The sequence below is a fragment of the Streptomyces sp. PU-14G genome, from assembly GCF_041028275.1.
Taxonomy (GTDB): Bacteria; Actinomycetota; Actinomycetes; order Streptomycetales; family Streptomycetaceae; genus Streptomyces.
The window spans coordinates 1-17,834 of record NZ_JASKYT010000125.1 but is presented as its reverse complement, the minus strand read 5'-3'; the positions used below and the strand labels follow the sequence as shown (position 1 = coordinate 17,834).

The following is a 17,834-nucleotide window of genomic DNA, read 5'->3' as shown; positions in this document are numbered from 1 at the left end:
GCCGTACCTGCTCGTCGTCCACGGCGGCGACGGCCCGCCCACGCTCCTGACGCTCCGCGTCGTCCGCGGGCACGGCCGCGACCAGCACGCGCAGCTCGGGACGGTGCACCTCGACCCCGGCGGCCTCCAGCGCGCGGGCCGCCTCGTCGGGTCCACGGCGGCGACGGCCCGCCCACGCTCCTGACGCTCCGCGTCGTCCGCGGGCACGGCCGCGACCAGCACGCCCAGCTCGGGACGGTGCACCTCGACCCCGGCGGCCTCCAGCGCGCGGGCCGCCTCGTCGGGGTCGCCCGCCAGCCGGGGCTCCAGCGCGCCGCGGGCCTCGGGTGTGAGGCCGAGCACGCCGGGCAGCGCGCCCGCCGCGAAGCGGGGGTCCTTCAGCGCGAGCCGCAGCGCGTGGGTGTGCCCCACGAAGCGGGGGTCGATCAGGGCGAGCCGTTCACCGGGCGCCGTCGCCGCCAGGTGCGCGTCCAGGGTTGCCGTGCCGTCGGCGCCGTCGGCCACGCGCACGTCGAAGCCGAGGGAGCGCAGGTCGGCCTCCAGCGACGACCCGGCGACCGGCGGACCGGTGAGGATGGCGGTCGACAGAACGAACTCACTCCTTGGAAGCTGGCATGCCCGCGCGAGAAGGGGACAACGAAGGCAGCGGGCAGCGTGCGCCGTCGCCCTTCGGGGCCGGCAGCACGTCGGCAGAGAGTATCCGATCGTCGGAACGAGCCTTCACCGAGCGTTCATCGGCCCGCTGTTGCCCCTGGCCCACCTGCGCGCACCAGCATGGTCGATCACCGGCTCGCCTCACAACCGGGGCCGATAGGGTGCGGGACATGACGTGGTTGATCACAGGTGGCGCGGGGTACATCGGCGCGCACGTCGCGCGGGCCATGACCGCCTCGGGCGAGCGGGCCGTGGCGCTGGACGACCTCTCCACGGGCCTGACCGGGCGGCTGCCCGCCGAGGTGCCGCTGGTGCGCGGCCCGGTGACCGACGAGGCGCTGCTGGCCCGCACCCTCGCCGAGCACCGGGTGACGGGTGTGATCCATCTCGCGGCCAGGAAACAGGTGGGCGAGTCGGTCGAGCAGCCGCTGCGCTACTACGAGGAGAACGTGCACGGCCTGGCGTGCCTGCTGCGCGCCGTGGTGGAGGCAGGGGTGCGCCGGTTCGTCTTCTCCTCCTCCGCCGCCGTCTACGGGATGCCCGACGTGGACCTGGTCACCGAGCGGACCCCGACGGTGCCAATGAACCCGTACGGCGAGACGAAGCTGGCCGGTGAGTGGCTCGTGCGCGCCGCGGGCCGCGCCCACGGGATCGACACCGCCTGCCTGCGCTACTTCAACGTCGCGGGCGCCGCCGCCCCGGAACTGGCCGACGTGGGCGTCTCCAACATCGTGCCGATGTTCTTCGACGCCCTCACGCGCGGCGAGGCGCCCAGGATCTTCGGCGACGACTACCCGACCGAGGACGGCACGTGTGTCCGCGACTACATCCACGTCCAGGATCTGGCCGACGCGCACGCCGCCGCCGCGAACGCGATGGCCGCGGGCGGCGGTGCGGCGGGCGGCAGCGACCTGACGCTCGACGTGGGCACGGGCGAGGGCGTCTCCGTGCGGGAGATGGCCGCGTTGGTGGCCGAGGTCACAGGGCGGCACGAGCCCGCACCCGAGGTGGGGCCGCGGCGCCCCGGCGACCCGGCGCGGGTGGTGGCCTCGGCGCGGCGCATCCGCGAGGAGCTGGGCTGGCAGCCGCGCTTCGGGGTGCGCGAGATGGTCGCCACGGCGTGGGAGGGCTGGCTGCTGCGGCACCCCGAGGCGCGCGCCGCGGCCGACTGAACCGCGCGGCGGAACCGCACCGTGCCGGCCGCATCGCACCGTGTCCGGCTGCCATGTGTGGGCCTGAACGGCACGCACGGCGACGCAACGGACACGAAGGAGGCTCGCACGATCGGACAGCGGCACGCTCGTGCGCGAAAACGACAGATTCGCGCAGAATGCTCAGTTGCGGCGCAACCTGCGGCACACTGGGTCGCGCTGCCCACCGGCCCACGAGAAGGATGACCATGGCGAACAGCTCAGCGGCCCCGATCATGCTCGAACTGGTCGACGAGAACGGGACGACGATCGGCACCGCGGAGAAGCTCTCCGCCCACGTGGCGCCCGGCCGACTGCACCGCGCCTTCTCCGTCTTCCTCTTCGACGACGAGGGAAGGCTGCTGCTCCAGCGCCGTGCGCTGGGCAAGTACCACTCGCCTGGCGTGTGGTCGAACACCTGCTGCGGGCATCCGTATCCCGGCGAGGCGCCGTTCGCCGCCGCCACCCGGCGCGTCGGCGAGGAACTGGGCGTCGCGCCCGCGCTGCTGCGGGAGGCGGGCACCGTCCGCTACAACCACCCCGACCCGGCCTCGGGCCTGGTGGAGCAGGAGTTCAACCACCTGTTCGTGGGGCTGCTGCGCGAAGAACTGCGGCCGGACCCCGAGGAGATCGCCGAGGTCGCGTTCGTGACGGCCGGGGAACTGGAGAAGCGGCACGCGACGGACACCTTCTCGACCTGGTTCATGACCGTGCTGGACGCCGCACGTCCCGCGGCCCGCGAGGTGACCGGCGGCGCCGGCGACTGGTGACCTGACGGGGAAGCCGTGGACGCGCCCCGAAGGGGCGCGGGGAACTGCGCGACCGACCACAACCCACCCGCAGACCGCACACCACAGACCGCACACCACGGACAGTGGCACCCCCTGGTCGGCTGGCCGACGCGAGAACCGCAGGAAGCCCTAGACGGCAGCCAACGGCAGTGCCGCCCAGACGACCTTGCCGCCCGCGCCGGTCTGCTCCACGTCGCAGACGCCGCCCGCCTCGGCGGTGAGCGCCTTGACCAGCAGCAGCCCGCGTCCCCCCGTGTGCTCCCCGGTCGGCTCGGCGGCCAGCGCCTTGGGCCGGTAGGGGTGGCCGTCCTCGACGGCCACCCGCAGCCGGCCGCCGCCCAGCGAGATCTCGACCGCGATCGTCGGTGAGAGCAGCGCGGCGTGCCGCACCGCGTTGGTGACCAGCTCCGAGAGGATCAGCAGCACGCCTTCGAGCGTCTCGTCCGGCACGTGGGTGGGCTGCCGCGCCAGCAGGTCGCGGACGGCGTGGCGGAGCCGGGGCACCGAGGCGTCGGCCGCGGGCGCGGCGAACCGCCAGCTGCCCTCCTGCCAGGCGCCGTCCTGGGCGGGCGCCGGCGTACGGGTGCGCGCGTGTTCGGGCCCGCAGCCGTGCGCGCATCCGACGGCGCGGCGCATGGGCCGCTCATCGTGTTCCCGCTCCCGCTCCCGCTCCCGTTCCCGCAGCGGCGCGGCCGTCGGGACCCGGGTCGCCCTGCCCGCCGCTCCCGCTTGCCCGGCGCTCCCCGCGGCCGGGAGCCGTGTTCTCCCAGCGGCCGTGGGAGCCTCGTCGATGACGGCGGAACGCTGTGCACCGCGGCTCTCCATCTGAGTACCCCGCTCTCTCGGTCGGACTCGTGGCCGCGCATCTGGTCTGTACTTGCAGATGCACTTGCACTGAATGGTGGTACCGCGCGGAGCCGGCCTGCGCCGCTGACCGCAACTGGGCATGTATCGATGGCATTTGACAGAAGACGTACGCACCGATCGACTCTCTGACAGAAACCTGGCGGGCCCTGGAAACGCTCCCGCGCTCTGGAGCTCGCTCAGCTCGCGGCGTGGAGCGGAACAGCCGGTTCCCCTGCCCTTCTGGTCGACCGTACCGCCCGGTAGCGTACGGGCATGACGTCACTTCCCGAACGCGCCGGGCGCCGCTGCCACAACGCCCTCAACGTCCTGCACTCCGTGCTGTACTTCTCCCCCGCGCTGGGCAAGGAACTGGCGCCCTACGGCATCGACGACCGGCACGCGATCAACCTGGCCACGCGCTCCGCGCCACTGGGGGCCGTGGGCGCCGGCACGGTGACGGCCACGTTCTACAACTACAGCCACTCCCTCGTCGCCCGCTTCGTCCCCGAGGTGTGGGACGCGGCCTCCCCCGAGACCGTGCTGGCGGCACGGCTGCGGGCCGCCGACGCGACGCTGCGGCACCTGCTGGGCGAGGAGGCCGTCACCTCCCCCCGCATGGCCGAGGCCGCCCGGCTGGCGCTGCGCGCCACCGAGGGCTGCACCCGCTCGGGGCGCCCCCTCCACTCCGCCAACGCCGACCTGCCCACCCCACCGCTCGAGACGGCCCCGCACCTGGCGCTCTGGCACGCCGCGACGCTGCTGCGCGAGCACCGCGGGGACGGCCACATCGCCGCGCTCCAGCACGCCGAGCTCGACGCGCTGGAGGCCGTGGTGAGCCACACCGCCAGCGGGCGCGGCATGAGCCCGAAGTGGGCCATGGGCACCCGCGGATACAACGAGCAGGACTGGGCGGCGGCACAGCGCAGGCTGACCGAGCGCGGGCTGCTGGGCGGCGACGGCGAGCTGACCGAGGAGGGCGCCGCGCTGCGCAAGCACCTGGAGGAGGAGACCGACCGGCTCGACCGCCACCCGTACGAGCTGCTGGGCGCCGCCGACGTGGCCCGGCTGACCGAGCTGGCGGCAGACTTCGCGCGCACCGCGGCCGAGGCGGGCGCCTTCCCCGCCGACGCGTTCGGCAAGGACTGAGCGGAACCTGCCGCGTCCGGCAAGGACTGAGCGGAGCCCGCCGCGGGCCGCGTCCGAGCCGTCTCCCGCCCCGGCGGACGGCCCCGGCAGCGCCCGCCTGCGCGCGGGTGTCCCACCGGCCTGCCACAATGCATGCCTACCGGGGGACCACAGCACCGAGAAGGCGGAACCAACCATCGTGACGACGACCATCGAAGGCAGGATCGCCGAGGAGCTCGGCGTACGCGAGCGGCAGGTCCGTGCCGCTGTCGAGCTGCTCGACGGCGGGTCGACCGTGCCCTTCATCGCGCGCTACCGCAAGGAAGCGACCGAGATGCTCGACGACGCGCAGCTGCGCTCCCTGGAGGAGCGGCTGCGCTATCTGCGGGAGCTGGAGGAGCGGCGCGAGGCGATCCTGGAGTCCGTGCGCTCGCAGGACAAGCTCACCGAGGAGCTGGAGGCGCGCATCCGTGCCGCCGACTCCAAGGCACGTCTTGAGGACATCTACCTGCCGTTCAAGCCCAAGCGGCGCACCAAGGCGCAGATCGCCCGCGAGGCCGGTCTGGAGCCGCTGGCCGAGGGGCTGTTGGCGGACCCGACGGTGGAACCTGCCGCAGCCGCCGCCGCCTTCGTCGACGCCGACAAGGGCGTCGCGGACGTTTCCGCAGCGCTGGAGGGTGCCCGTGCCGTCCTCACCGAACGCATCGGCGAGGACGCCGACCTGATCGGCGAGCTGCGCGAGCGCATGTGGGAGCGCGGCCGGCTGGCCGCCTCGGTGCGCGAGGGCAAGGAGGCGCAGGGCGCGAAGTTCGCCGACTACTTCGACTTCTCCGAGGCGTTCACCGAGCTGCCCTCGCACCGGATCCTGGCCATGCTGCGCGGCGAGAAGGAGGAGATCCTCGATCTGACGCTCGCCCCGGAGCCGGCGGGTGAGGAGAGCGAGGGCCCCACGTCCTACGAGCGCTCCATCGCGCGGCGTTTCGGCGTGCGCGACGAGGGGCGCCCGGCCGACGCGTGGCTGGCCGAGACGGTGCGCTGGGCGTGGCGTACGCGCGTGCTGGTGCATCTGGGCATCGACGTGCGCACCCGGCTGCGGACGGTCGCCGAGGACGAGGCGGTGCGGGTCTTCGCCACCAACCTGCGTGACCTGCTGCTCGCCGCGCCCGCCGGCACCCGCGCCACCCTCGGCCTCGACCCGGGGCTGCGCACGGGCGTGAAGGTGGCCGTGATCGACGCGACGGGCAAGGTCGCCGCCACCGACACGGTCTACCCGCACGCGCCGCAGAAGCAGTGGGACGAGTCCCTGGCCAGGCTCGCGGCCCTCGCCGAGACGTACGAGGTCGAGCTGGTCGCCATCGGCAACGGCACGGCCTCCCGGGAGACGGACAAGCTCGCCGGTGAACTTCTCGCCGCCAAGCCGGAACTGAAGCTGACGAAGGTGATGGTCTCCGAGGCGGGTGCCTCGGTGTACTCCGCGTCCGCCTACGCCTCCCAGGAGCTGCCCGACCTCGACGTGTCGCTGCGCGGCGCCGTCTCCATCGCGCGCCGCCTCCAGGACCCGCTGGCCGAGCTGGTGAAGATCGACCCGAAGTCCATCGGCGTCGGCCAGTACCAGCACGACCTGTCCGAGGTGAAGCTGTCGCGCTCGCTCGACGCCGTGGTGGAGGACTGTGTGAACGGCGTCGGGGTGGACGTCAACACCGCCTCGGCGCCGCTGCTCTCCCGGGTCTCCGGGATCGGCTCCGGCCTCGCGGAGAACATCGTCGCCCACCGGGACGCCAACGGGCCCTTCAAGAGCCGCACGGAGCTGCGGGACGTCTCGCGGCTGGGCCCCAAGGCGTTCGAGCAGTGCGCGGGCTTCCTGCGCATCCGCGGCGGCGACGACCCGCTGGACGCCTCCGCGGTGCACCCTGAGGCCTATCCGGTGGTGCGCGGGATGGTCGCCAAGTCCGGTACGGACGTGCCGTCGCTGATCGGCAACACGAAGGTGCTGCGCGCCTTGGACCCGCAGGAGTTCGTGGACGGTTCCTTCGGTCTGCCGACCGTCACCGACATCCTGGGCGAGCTGGAGAAGCCGGGCCGCGACCCGCGCCCCGCCTTCCGTACGGCGAGCTTCAAGGAGGGCGTCGAGAAGCTGGGCGACCTGGCGTCCGGCATGGTGCTGGAGGGCGTGGTGACGAACGTCGCCGCGTTCGGTGCCTTCGTCGACGTCGGCGTCCACCAGGACGGGCTCGTCCACGTCTCGGCCATGTCCAAGACCTTCGTGAAGGACCCGCGCGACGTCGTCAAGCCAGGTGACATCGTCAAGGTCCGCGTGCTGGACGTGGACGAGGCGCGCAAGCGGATCTCGCTGACGCTGCGTCTCGACGACGAGCCGGGCGCGCAGGGCAGCGAGGGGCGCCGCGGCGGCGGTCGGGAGCGGCAGCAGCAGCGGGGCGGCGCCCCGCGCCAGCGCCAGGGCTCCCCCCGCGAGGGCGGCAAGGGCGGCAAGGCCGGCGGCAGCGGCGGTGGCGGCAAGAGCAGTAGCTCTGGCGGCGGCAAGAGCGGCGGCGGCAAGCGCCGCGGTTCCGCCGCGTCCGCGCCGGCGAACAGCGAGATGGCGGAGGCTCTGCGCCGGGCCGGCCTGGCCTGACGTACCGCGCCTGCCCGTGGTGTCCGTGCCCGGCCCGGGTCGCGGACACCACCGGCAGACGGCGCGTCAGCTGGTGACGCCCGGCATGCGTCCTTCGGCGTCGGTGCCGGGGGCCGCGCCCGTCATGATGTATTCGGAGGACAGCAGCCGGGCCTGGCCGTGGGGCGGCAGGTGGGCGCTGGACTGGTGCAGCCAGTCGACGAAGAAGGAGGGCCGCTCCGTTTCACCGACGTAGACCTTCATCTCGTCGGAGGGGTGGATCGTGGCGGTGACCTGTGTGCCGCGGTCGTGCTCGCGCACCTGGGTGCTGAAGAGGGCGAGCGCGCCGCCGTCGCTGGTGCGCAGCGCGTGCAGCTGCTCTTCGTCCGGCTCGCCCCGGCTGAAGACGGCCTCGGCGTAGGGGTTGAGCAGCTTGTTCTGGGTCTGCGGCACCTTGCGGATCCAGCGGGTGGCCTTGGAGGTGGCGAACCCGGTGCTCTTGGTGGCCCCTTCCTCGGTGTAGAGGTCGAGCAGGGCGTCGGAGAGGCCGGACGGGGCGAGTGCGCCGCGCTTCTTGTCCGGGTCGGTCACGGGCTGCGCGAAGCCGTCCTCGTCCTTGGCGATGCGCGGGATCTTGGTGGTGTCGCTGTAGCTGGCGGCGACGAGCCGCCAGCCCTGGCTCTTCTTCTGCATGACGAAGATGCCCGGGTACGTGTTCTTCTTCTGGCCGGGGCTCTTGGAGTGGGCCACCATCACGAACCAGTCGGCGGTGCCCTTGCGCGGTATGTAGAACTCCCGGTCGACGTAGTTGAAGGGCTCCTTGTACTCCGCCAGCCGCTTCTTCTTCCAGTTCTTCTGGAGCCGGAAGGTGGCCTTGCTCTCCTCGTAGACGGAACCGGCCTCGGCCTGGGAGATCTCTTTCGCGTCCGCGTGCTTGTTGGCCCGGTTGTTGATGCGCTCGTAGCGGTCGAAGAGCTTGTCGGCCTGCGCGCGGGTGACGACTCCCGTCGCGGGCCGGCCCTTGGCGTCCTTTGCCTTGGCGCCGCCCCGCCCGGAGCCGTCCTGCGCGCTGTTCGAGCCGCAGCCCGCCGCCGCGAGAACGAGGCTGCCCGCGCAGGCGAGTCCCGCTGTCCCCCGTGCCCAGCTGTGCATGTGTGTTCCCCTTCGTCACTGTGGTGACCAGGAGTATGCACGGTGCGGGCCACGGACCGGACGGCAGGACGGTCACAACACGATCATCACTTCTTCCAGTGGCTTGCGCCGCAGGTCCGGCACCCGCGCGCCGGGGGCCGGATAGCCGACGGGGATGACGTAGGCGCCGCGCTCCTCCGCCGGACGTTCGCAGACCTCGTTGAGGAAACGCATGGGACTCGGGGTGTGGGTGAGGGTGGCCAGCCCCGCCTGGTGGAGCGTGGCGAGGAGGAAGCCGACGGCGATGCCGACGGACTCCTTCGTGTAGTAGGGGCGCGGCGTGTGCGGGCCCTTGTGGACCTCGAAGACGACGATCACGGCGGGCGCCGTCTCCAGGAACGGCTTGTGCGCGTCGGTGCCGAGCGGGGCGAGGGCCTCCAGCCACTCGTCGGAGGCCCGGCGCCCGTAGAACTCGCGCTCCTCGGCCTCCGCCGCCTCGCGCAGCCGCCGCTTGCGCTCCGGATCGGTGAGCACGACGAAGCGCCACGGCTGGACGTGGGCACCGCTGGGGGCGGTGGCAGCGGTGCGGACGGCCCACTCCAGCACCCCTTCGGGCAGGGGGCGGGGGTCGAAGTCGCGGACGGTGCGGCGGCGTTCCATGAGGCCGTGGAACGTCTCGGCGCGCTCCTCGGCCTGCCGGGCGGTGACCCGCATCGGCCGCAGCGGCACCGTCGGGCGGGGGGTCGGGCCGGGCTCGGACTGTGTGGTATGGACCATAGCGGCAGCACAGCACACCGCCGCGTGCCCGAAAAGTCTTGCGCGGGATACGGGAGCCCCGTATGGTCTTGGACGGCTCTGTTGTCGTCGATTGGAGAGGTCGTTGCTCGTCTGAGGTCTGAGACGCCGTGTGCCCCCTCTGTGTGCCACGTGTGTGACCTCGGAAGTGAGCCGACCTCGTGTCGGAGCCGCTCCCCCGTTGGTTCCCGCCCCGTGTATCCCGTGCCCGGGGCCCGGTGTCTCCCGCGTTGCCCACCGCCCTTCGCGATGCGACCAGGAGGCCCCTGTGAATACCCACTCCCCCGCTGTGACCTGCACCCGGCTGACCTTTTCCTGGCCGGACGGGACGCCCGTCCTCACCGATCTCGACCTGTCCTTCGGCTCCGGCCGCACGGGGTTGATCGGGCTCAACGGCACCGGAAAGTCCACTGTGCTGAAACTGATCGCCGACCGGCTGCGCCCCGAGTCGGGCAGCGTCAAGGTCGCCGGGGAGGTCGGCTACCTGCCGCAGGACCTGACCCTGGACACGTCGCTGCGCGTCGACGAGGCGTTGGGGATCGCCCGCGCCCGCGCGGCGCTGCACGCCATCGAGGCGGGTGACGTCGCCGAGGAGCACTTCACCGCCGTCGGTGACGACTGGGACGTGGAGGAGCGCGCGCGGGCGACGCTGGACGAGCTCGGTCTCACGCACGTCGGTCTCGACCGCACCATCGGGGAGATCTCGGGTGGCGAGTCGGTGCTGCTGCGGCTGGCGGCGCTGCTGCTGGCCCGGCCCGACGTGCTGCTGCTGGACGAGCCCACCAACAATCTCGACCGGGTGGCCCGGCGCAGGCTGCACGCGGCGGTCGCCGCCTTCCCCGGTGTGCTGGTCGTGGTCAGCCACGATCGCGAACTCCTCGCGCTGGTCGACCGGATCGCCGAGCTGCACGACGGCGGGGTCACCTGGTACGGCGGCAATCTGGAGGCGTACGAGGCGGCGGTCGAGGCCGAACAGGAGGCGGCCGAGCGCATGGTGCGGGCGGCCGAGACCGATGTGCGGCGGCAGAAGCGGGAGTTGTCCGAGGCACAGACGAAACTTGCGCGGCGGGCGCGTCAGGGCAGAAAGGTGGCCGCCAGCCGGAGCGAGCCGAAGATCCTGCTGGGCGCGCGCAAGCGGAAGGCACAGGAGACCGCGGGCAAGCACCGCCTCCTGCACGAGCAGCGTCTGGAGGAGGCCAAGGAGCGGCTGGAGGACGCCACCGAGCGGGTGCGCGAGGACGCGGAGATCCACGTGGAGCTGCCGTTCACCGCGGTGCCGCGCGGCAGGCGGGTGCTCACGCTGGAGGAGGCGGAGCTGCGCAACGGCGCCCGTGCGACGCTGGATGTGCACGGCCCCGACCGGATTGCGCTGGTCGGCCCGAACGGCGCGGGCAAGACGACGCTGCTGCGGACGGCCGCCGGGCAGTTGCCCGCCGTCTCGGGTGAGGTGGCCACGCATGTCCCGCTGCGCTATCTGCCCCAGCGGCTGGACGTGCTCGACGACGCGCTGTCCGTGGTGGAGAACGTGGCCGCCCTGGCCCCTCAGGCCACCAACCAGCGGATCAGGTCCCGGCTCGCCCGCTTCCTCTTCCGCGGGGCGCGCGCGGACCGCCCGGTGGGCGCCCTCTCGGGCGGCGAGCGCTTCCGTGCCACGCTGGCGGCGGTGATGCTGGCTGAGCCTGGCCCGCAGCTGCTGATGCTGGACGAGCCGACCAACAATCTGGACATGGCCAGCGTCCGGCAGCTGCGGGAGGCACTGGCGGCGTACGAGGGTGCGCTGGTCGTCGCCAGCCACGATCTGCCGTTCCTGCGGGAGCTGGGGATCACCCGGTGGCTTCAGCTGGCGGAGGGCGAGCTGCGGGAGGTGGACGAGGAGGAGCTGTAGCGGCGGCTCATGCCACCGCCTGGGCGAGCAACTCCTGGAGCCGCAGCCCGCGTCGGGCATCGATGTCGCCGGGGCGGCCGGTGCGCACCGCGGTCGCGAAGTCGCGGCGCAGGACCGGCCAGCACTCCTCGTGGTCGAGATCCGCGGTGTCGTAGACCAGTTCGTCCGCGTCCTGTGGTCCGTACAGCTCGATGCGGGTACGGGCCCGGGGCAGTGCCACGGCGCCGGACAGGGAGGCCTGGCTGACGGCGCCGTTCTCGTGTTCGCAGGTCAGCTCGATCCAGCGGCGCGGGTCGCCGGTGGAGCGCACGGCGGTGACCGGGCCGACGGCGAGGTCGAGCAGGTCCAGCAGGTGCGGGCCGAGGTCGAGGAGGGCGCCGTGTTCCAGGCGCCAGGTCGTGGCCTGGTCGCCGCCGAGGAAGGCTCCGTGCAGGTAGCAGGAGCGGGCCCCGGTGACGGTCGTCGCGCGGGCCCGTTCCAGGAAGCGGCGGGTGGCGGGGTGGTACCGCTTGGTGAGGACGAGTTGGGAGACGACGCCGCTGTCCGCGACCGCGTCGGCGACGGCGCGGGCGGCCGTCAGGTCGGGGCCGAGCGGCTTCTCCAGCAGCACGGCGCGTCCTGCCCTGGCGGCCCGCGGGGCGAGTGCGGCCTGGACGGCGGGCGGCACGGCGAAGGCCACGGCCTCGCACCGGTCGAGAAGTGCCTCGAAGGAGGCGGCGGCCTCGGTGCCGTACGCGGCGGCGAGCCCTGCGGCTGCCTCGGTCCTGCGGGCCCACACGGCGGCCAGCTCCGTCTCGGGTCCCGCGGCGAGCATCCGGGCGTGCATGGTGCGGGCCCAGGGCCCGGCGCCGACGAGGCCGACGCGTATCGGTGGGTGGGGCCAGGCTGCTTCCACGGTGCTGTTCTCCTGCGTACGAACGGAAAAAGGGGTCACTCGGCGGCCGTGGCCGAGGCGGCCAGCCGGGCGTCGGCGCGGTCGGGGGCGTAGAGGTTCTCGACGACCATGGCGGCGGCCCCCATCAGCCCTGCCCGGTCGCCGAGCTCGGAGGTGACGACGTGCAGGTGCGCGGTGGTGCGCGGCATGGCCCGCTGGTACAGGAGTTCCCGTACCCCGGTGACGAACGGGGTGCTCGCCAGGTCGCCCGCGATCATCAGCACGCCGGGGTTGAGCAGGGTGACGACGGTGACCAGCACCTCGCCCACCCTGCGGCCCGCCTCGCGGGCCAGCCGGACGGCCTCGGGGCGTCCGGCGGCGAGGTGGTCGCGGACGCCGGAGCCGTAGGTGGTGGGCACTCCCGCCTCGGTGAGCTGCCTGGCCAGGGCTCGGCCGCTGGCGACGGCCGCGAGGCAGCCGTGGTTACCGCACATGCACAGCGCGTCGGGGCAGTCGTGCAGCCGGATGTGGCCGATGTCGCCCGCGCCGCCGTCGATGCCGCGGTACGGCTGCCCGCCCACGACGACGCCGGCACCGATACCGGTCGCGACCTTGATCAGCACGAACGCGGCGCAGTCGGGGTGCCCGGCACGCTGCTCGGCGTACGCCATGAGGTTGGCGTCGTTGTCGACCAGGACGGGCACGGGGGCCGCCGGTTGCACGTGGGCCGCGTACGCCTCCCGCATGCGTTCCGGGATCGGGTAGCCGTCCCAGCCGGGCATGATCGGCGGCTGGATGACGAGCCCTGAGGCGAAGTCCACGGGTCCCGGCACCGACAGGCCGATGCCGCAGACCCGTTCGGGTCCGGTTCCGTGCTCCTTGAGCAGCGCGGCGAACCACTGCGCCAGCCGGTCGAGCACCCGTTCGGGCCCGTCCCCTATCACCAGCTCGCCGGAGTGCTCGGCCAGCACGGTGCCCGCCAGGTCGAGGACGGCCGCGTTGGCGTGCCGGGTACCGAGGTCGGCGGCGAGCACCACGGCGTGTCCCGCGTCGAACTCCAGCCGGGCCGAGGGCCGTCCGCCCGCGGGCCCGGCCACCGGCGCGGCCTCGCCCTCGCGCAGCCAGCCGGCCGAGAAAAGCTGGTCCAGGCGGTGCCCGACGGTGGAGCGCGAGAGGCCGGTGGCCTGTTGCAGGGCGCCGCGGGTGGTGGCCCTGCCCTCGCGGATGAGCCGCAGCAGGTGGCCCGCGCTCGACTGGTTCCCGGTGATACCGGTCATGCTCTCCTCAGCTCGTCCAGGCGGTTCGCCCTCAGTGGCCCCGCCGTCCGTGCGTGCCGGCGCCCGTCAGCTCTTGTCCGCGCCGCTGGTGAGGCCCTCGGTGAGGAGCCGTTCCGCGGCGAAGAAGAGCAGCACGACGGGGATGGTCAGCACCACCGATCCTGCCATCAGCACGGTCTTGGAGACCTCGATACCGCCCGCGAGCTGCTGGAGGCCGAGCGAGACGGTCCATTTGTCGGGCTGTGCGGCCAGAAAGAGCAGCGCGAAGAGGAACTCGTTCCAGGCGATCATGAAGACGTACAGCCCGGTGGCCATCACCGAGGGCGCCGCCAGGGGGAGGATCACCTTGCGGACGGTCTGGAGCCTGCTGCACCCGTCGAGGGCCGCGGCCTCCTCGATGGAGTAGGGGATGGTGACGAAGTAGTTCTTCATCATGTAGATCGACACCGGCACGGTCTGCGCGATGTAGACGATCGCGAGCCCCACCAGGCTGCCCTGCAGTCCCATCTTCGCGAACATCACGAACAGCGGCACGGCCAGCAGCGTCGCGGGGAAGAGGTAGACGGCCAGGAAGAGGGCGCTGACCTGACGGGCGCCGAAGAACCGCAGCCGGCTGACGGCGTAGGCGCCGGGGATGGCGGCCAGCAGCGTCAGCACGACGGCGCCGAGTGAGACGAGCGCCGAGTTGGCCAGCATGTGCAGGAAGCCCTGGCCGCCCTCGGAGGTGGGCCTCAGCACCTCCTGGTAGGTGGCCAGCGTGAAGTCCTTGGCGCTGACCCACAGTTGCCCGGGGTCCAGGAGCAGTGCGTCGATGGGTTTCACCGACAGCAGCAGCATGTAGTAGAAGGGCGCGAGGGTGATCACCGCGAGGAAGGCGATCACCACCCAGCGCAGGACGGTGAAGAGGCGCTCCTCGAACCGGGCGCGGCTGATCCGGGGCGCGGCGGGCGGGCGGCTGTTCACGGAGGGGCTGGTGCCGCTCATCACGCGTCCTCCTGGACCTTCTTGGCGAAGAACTTGAAGTACACACCCAGCAGCACCATCAAGAAGGCTGCCAGGACGAGGGCCTGGGCCGCGGCGGCGCCCACGTCGAAGCGTGCGGTGAGGAAGTCGTACACGCGCACGGCCACCACGTCGGTTCCCGAGCCGCCGCCGGTGAGCAGGTAGATGTCGTCGAACTTGTTGAACGTCATGATGAAGCGCAGGACGCACAGCAGCGCGATGACCGGCATCAGCTGCGGCAGCAGCACGTAGCGGAAGCGCTGCGTGGGGGTGGCGCCGTCCACCTTCGCGGCCTCCTCCAGGCCGTCGGGGACCGCCTGGAGGCGGGCGAGCAGGAAGAGGAAGGCGAACGGGAAGTAGCGCCAGGTCTCGAACGCGACGACGGTCAGCAGCGCGAGCGGGACGTCGACGTGCAGCCCGAGCAGGGAGACCTCGAAGGAGCGGGTGGACAGGAAGGCGAGCGGGTCGTCCCAGCCCAGCAGCTTGCCGCCCCACTCGTTGACGATGCCGAACTGCGGGCTGAGCGCGATCTCCCACACGAAGGCGACGGCCACCACGGGTGCGACGTACGGCAGCAGCATCGCGCCGCGCAGCAGGCCGCGTCCGCGGAAGGGCCTGCGCAGCGCGAGCGCCGCGACCAGTCCGAGGGCGACGGATCCGGCGGTGGCTCCGACCGTGTACAGCAGGGTCGTCCACAGGCTGGTCCAGAAGCCGGGCGAGGTGAAGACGCCGGCGAAGTTGTCCAGCGTCCAGTTGCCGAACAGGCTCATGCCCTGGATGTCCACCAGCCGGGCCCGTTGGAAGGCCAGCAGCACCGTCCACAGGATCGGCAGCACGACGACCACGAGGACGACGAGGAAGGTGGGCGTCACGAAGGCCAGCCCCGCGCGGTTCTCCCGCGCCGCGCCGGTCGGCAGGCGACGGCGCTTCGGCGGCTGCGCGGCGTCCGCGCCGCCGTCCCGCGGTGGGGGTTCGGGCGGGCGCGTACCGGCGGAAGCGGCGTCGGGCGGGGTGGGGGACGTGGTGCTCATCGCAGGGACCTCCGCAGTGCGCCGACTTCCTCGTTGGCCTCGCGTGCGGCCTCGTCGCCCGAGGTGGGGCCGCTGGTCATCTCGCCGACGGCCTTGGCGACGGGCAGCTCGCCGTTGGTGGCGCCGACCAGGGCGCCCTCGCCCTCCGCGATGCCCCAGCGGCGCATGTGGCTCACGCCGTCCGCCAGCTCGTCCAGCAGCTCGTCGGGGTAGATCTCGTTCAGGGGCTTGCGGTGGGTGGCCTCGACCCCCAGGCGGCTGCTCTTCCAGGCGCGGGTGTACTTGTCCGGTTCGTCGGCGGTGCCGTGGCGGACGGGGATCTTCCCCTCGGGGGCCATGCCGAACCAGTCCTCGTATCCGGCGCCCATCATGTACTCGATGAAGTCGCGGGAGGCCTTGGTCTCGGCGGTCCTGGTCACCGTCCAGGACGTGATCTCGCCGAACTGCCCGGCGCTCCGGGCGTCCGGGCCCTTGATCGCGGTGGTGATCCCGCTGTTCTTCGCCAGGAAGGCGGGGTCCTTCTCGCACTGGCGGCAGCTCGGCCGGGCGTCGGCACGCTCCCCGGTCAGCTCGTCCAGCAGGAAGGAGGACCACATCAGCATCGGGGAGCGGCCCGCGAAGTAGGTGGCGCGGGTCGAGTCCAGCGTCTGGGTGCCCGCCGGGCCGTGGTCGCGGGCGAGGGTGCGGTATGTGGCGAAGGCGCGGCGGCACGAGGGCGAGTCCAGCGCCACGTCCTTGCCGTCTTCGCCGTCCTGCTCGTCGATCAGGCGGCAGCCGTTGGCCAGCGCCATGTTCTCGAAGCTCTGCTGGGTGAAGACGTCTCCGGGGTCGGTGGCCAGTGAGATGCCGTCCCTCTCCCCCTCGTCCAGCGTCCTGGCCGCCTTCCGCAGCCGGCCGTAGGTGGTGGGCGCGGGCAGCTTCGCCTCCCGGAAGAGGTCCTTGCGGTAGACGAGGAGTTGCAGCCAGGCGTCGGAGGGGACGGTCAGCCGTTTCTTCCCGTCGGCGGTCAGCTTCAGCGCGTTGGCGTCGAAGGTGCCGGCGCCGAGGTCCTTGACGATCTGCGCGGGCATGTCGGTGTTGAGCAGGTCGTTGCCGTACATCTGCCAGACCTGGCCCAGTGGCAGCGCGGCGATCACGTCGGGGAGGTCGCCTGCGGCGGCTGCCGACATGATCAGCTGCGGCAGTTGGGCCTCGTCGACGCCGACGAGGTCGACCTGGACGCCGCTGCGCTTCTCGTAGCGGGCGACGACCTTCTTGGTCGCGGCCATCCGTGCGGGCAGGTTCTCCAGCGTCCACACCGTTATCTTTTTGTCCGGTTTATCCGGTCCCGCCTCGGCGCTGCCGGAGCAACCCGCCAGGAGACTCACCCCGAGCATTCCGGCGAGCCCGGCCGCGGTCACTCTCGACCGCCGCGTCCACTTCCCCATGCCTCACCCTCGGTTCCGACTTTCGCTTGTCAGTTCCGCATCTCAGCACCAGTTCTGCCTGTTTACAAGACGTAACTCTGATGTATCTTCGACGAAACTGCTGAAGTCACGGCGTTCGGAGTCCCCTGTGGAGCGAGTTGTCCAGTTCACCGGCCCGCGCACGGTCGAGGTGGCCGAGCACGAGCGCGAGCCGCTGCCCCCCGGCCACCTGCGGGTCCGCACCCGCTATTCGGGCATATCGGCCGGAACGGAACTTACCGCCTACAGGGGTACCAATCCCTATCTGACGCGGACCTGGGACCCGGAATCCCGACTCTTCAGGGACGACGCGGCCGGCATCTCCTACCCGGTCGTGGGGTGGGGCTACTCCGAGGTCGGCGAGGTCGTCGAGGTCTCCCCCGAGCTGACCGACGCACCCGGCATCCCGCAGGCGGGCGACCTGGCCTGGGGCATCTGGGGCCACCGCAGCGAAGGCATCGTCCCCGCCGCACGCATGGCGGGCCACCGGCTGCCGGACGGACTCGACCCGCTGGCCGGTGCGTTCGCCCGCGTCGGCGCCATCGCCTACAACGCCGTCCTCAGCGCGGACATCCACCTCGGCGAGGACATCGCCGTCTTCGGACAGGGCGTCATCGGGCTGCTGACCACCCGCCTCGCCCAGCTCAACGGCGCACGCGTCACAGCCGTCGACGCACTGGACGCACGGCTGGACCACGCGCGCGCACACGGCGCGACGACGGCACTGAACGCGCGGACCGACAGCGTCGCGGAGCGCCTCCGCGACGCCACCGAGGGGCGGGGCGCGGACGCCGCGATCGAGATCAGCGGCGCGTATCCCGCACTGCACGAGGCGCTGCGGTCGGTGGCGGTCGGCGGGCGGGTCGTCGCCGCCGGGTTCTACCAGGGCGACGGCGCCGGACTGCGGCTCGGGGACGAGTTCCACCACAACCGGGCCCAACTGGTGTGCTCCCAGATCGGGGGCGTCCCGCAGACGCTCGACGGCCGGTGGACCGTCGAGCGGTTGCAGCGCACCTTCCTGCGCCTGGTCGGGGAAGGCCGCGTGGACGTGGCGTCACTGGTGAGCCACGTGGTGCCCGTCGCCGAAGCGGCGCAGGCGTACGAACTGCTGGACGAGCGGCCCGCGGACGCCTTGCAGATGGTGCTCGCGTTCTGATCCCGCCCCGCCCCAGACACC

The 17,834-nt window shown here is 72.4% G+C and carries 14 protein-coding genes and 1 pseudogene; 6 read left to right on the top strand and 9 right to left on the bottom strand.

Going from position 1 to position 17,834, the window contains the following annotated elements; all coding sequences use genetic code 11:
• Positions 1-588: pseudogene (locus AB8Z75_RS16730) on the bottom strand (hypothetical protein); the annotation flags it as partial.
• A 236-nt stretch (positions 589-824) separates the two neighbouring features.
• Between AB8Z75_RS16730 and galE the strand changes: the two are divergent.
• Together galE and idi are read left to right on the top strand one after the other, a co-directional pair.
• Positions 825-1,826, top strand: a complete 1,002-nt coding sequence (gene galE / locus AB8Z75_RS16725) for a UDP-glucose 4-epimerase GalE (protein WP_369202719.1) — start codon at positions 825-827, stop codon at positions 1,824-1,826.
• A gap of 227 nt (positions 1,827-2,053) precedes the next feature.
• Positions 2,054-2,614, top strand: coding sequence for an isopentenyl-diphosphate Delta-isomerase (gene idi, locus AB8Z75_RS16720; RefSeq protein WP_369202717.1), 561 nt, complete (start codon positions 2,054-2,056; stop codon positions 2,612-2,614).
• Between the two features lie 150 nt (positions 2,615-2,764).
• Here the strand turns inward: idi and AB8Z75_RS16715 are convergent, their stop codons facing one another.
• Entirely contained in the window at positions 2,765-3,271 is a 507-nt protein-coding gene (locus tag AB8Z75_RS16715; RefSeq protein ID WP_369202715.1) for an ATP-binding protein, read from the bottom strand.
• 483 nt (positions 3,272-3,754) lie between these two features.
• On the opposite strand from AB8Z75_RS16715, the gene AB8Z75_RS16710 reads away from it, so the two are divergent.
• Together AB8Z75_RS16710 and AB8Z75_RS16705 are read left to right on the top strand one after the other, a co-directional pair.
• Entirely contained in the window at positions 3,755-4,627 is an 873-nt protein-coding gene (locus AB8Z75_RS16710) for a hypothetical protein (RefSeq protein ID WP_369202713.1), read from the top strand.
• A gap of 178 nt (positions 4,628-4,805) precedes the next feature.
• Positions 4,806-7,238, top strand: coding sequence for a Tex family protein (locus AB8Z75_RS16705; RefSeq protein ID WP_369202711.1), 2,433 nt, complete (start codon positions 4,806-4,808; stop codon positions 7,236-7,238).
• A gap of 66 nt (positions 7,239-7,304) precedes the next feature.
• Here AB8Z75_RS16705 and AB8Z75_RS16700 read toward each other — a convergent pair whose 3' ends face one another.
• The gene (locus AB8Z75_RS16700) at positions 7,305-8,369 is read right to left on the bottom strand and encodes a hypothetical protein (protein ID WP_369202709.1); all 1,065 of its coding nucleotides are present in this window, start codon (positions 8,367-8,369) and stop codon (positions 7,305-7,307) included.
• A gap of 72 nt (positions 8,370-8,441) precedes the next feature.
• On the bottom strand, positions 8,442-9,125 hold the full coding sequence (locus AB8Z75_RS16695) for a nitroreductase family protein (RefSeq protein ID WP_369202707.1): 684 nt from the start codon (positions 9,123-9,125) through the stop codon (positions 8,442-8,444).
• Positions 9,126-9,411: 286 nt separating this feature from the next.
• Between AB8Z75_RS16695 and AB8Z75_RS16690 the strand changes: the two genes are divergently transcribed.
• A complete protein-coding gene (locus tag AB8Z75_RS16690) occupies positions 9,412-11,028 on the top strand; it encodes an ABC-F family ATP-binding cassette domain-containing protein (protein ID WP_369202705.1) in 1,617 nt (538 codons plus the stop codon).
• 7 nt (positions 11,029-11,035) lie between these two features.
• On the opposite strand, the gene AB8Z75_RS16685 is transcribed toward AB8Z75_RS16690, so the two are convergent.
• The 5 genes from AB8Z75_RS16685 to AB8Z75_RS16665 form a co-directional block, all read right to left on the bottom strand.
• On the bottom strand, positions 11,036-11,923 hold the full coding sequence (locus tag AB8Z75_RS16685; RefSeq protein ID WP_369202703.1) for a Gfo/Idh/MocA family protein: 888 nt from the start codon (positions 11,921-11,923) through the stop codon (positions 11,036-11,038).
• 35 nt (positions 11,924-11,958) lie between these two features.
• Positions 11,959-13,179, bottom strand: coding sequence for an ROK family protein (locus tag AB8Z75_RS16680; RefSeq protein WP_369202701.1), 1,221 nt, complete (start codon positions 13,177-13,179; stop codon positions 11,959-11,961).
• A gap of 66 nt (positions 13,180-13,245) precedes the next feature.
• Positions 13,246-14,163: a carbohydrate ABC transporter permease gene (locus AB8Z75_RS16675; protein ID WP_369202699.1), complete on the bottom strand. Its 918-nt coding sequence runs from the start codon at positions 14,161-14,163 to the stop codon at positions 13,246-13,248.
• On the bottom strand, positions 14,163-15,212 hold the full coding sequence (locus AB8Z75_RS16670; RefSeq protein WP_369202697.1) for a carbohydrate ABC transporter permease: 1,050 nt from the start codon (positions 15,210-15,212) through the stop codon (positions 14,163-14,165). The genes AB8Z75_RS16675 and AB8Z75_RS16670 overlap by 1 nt, the downstream gene beginning before the upstream one ends.
• Positions 15,209-16,639, bottom strand: a complete 1,431-nt coding sequence (locus AB8Z75_RS16665; RefSeq protein WP_369202695.1) for an ABC transporter substrate-binding protein — start codon at positions 16,637-16,639, stop codon at positions 15,209-15,211. Before AB8Z75_RS16665 ends, AB8Z75_RS16670 begins: the two co-directional genes overlap by 4 nt.
• A 127-nt stretch (positions 16,640-16,766) precedes the next feature.
• On the opposite strand from AB8Z75_RS16665, the gene AB8Z75_RS16660 reads away from it, so the two are divergent.
• Positions 16,767-17,813 (top strand): zinc-binding alcohol dehydrogenase, encoded by a 1,047-nt coding sequence (locus tag AB8Z75_RS16660; protein ID WP_369202693.1) that lies wholly within the window; start codon positions 16,767-16,769, stop codon positions 17,811-17,813.
• The last annotated feature ends 21 nt before the right edge of the window (positions 17,814-17,834 follow it).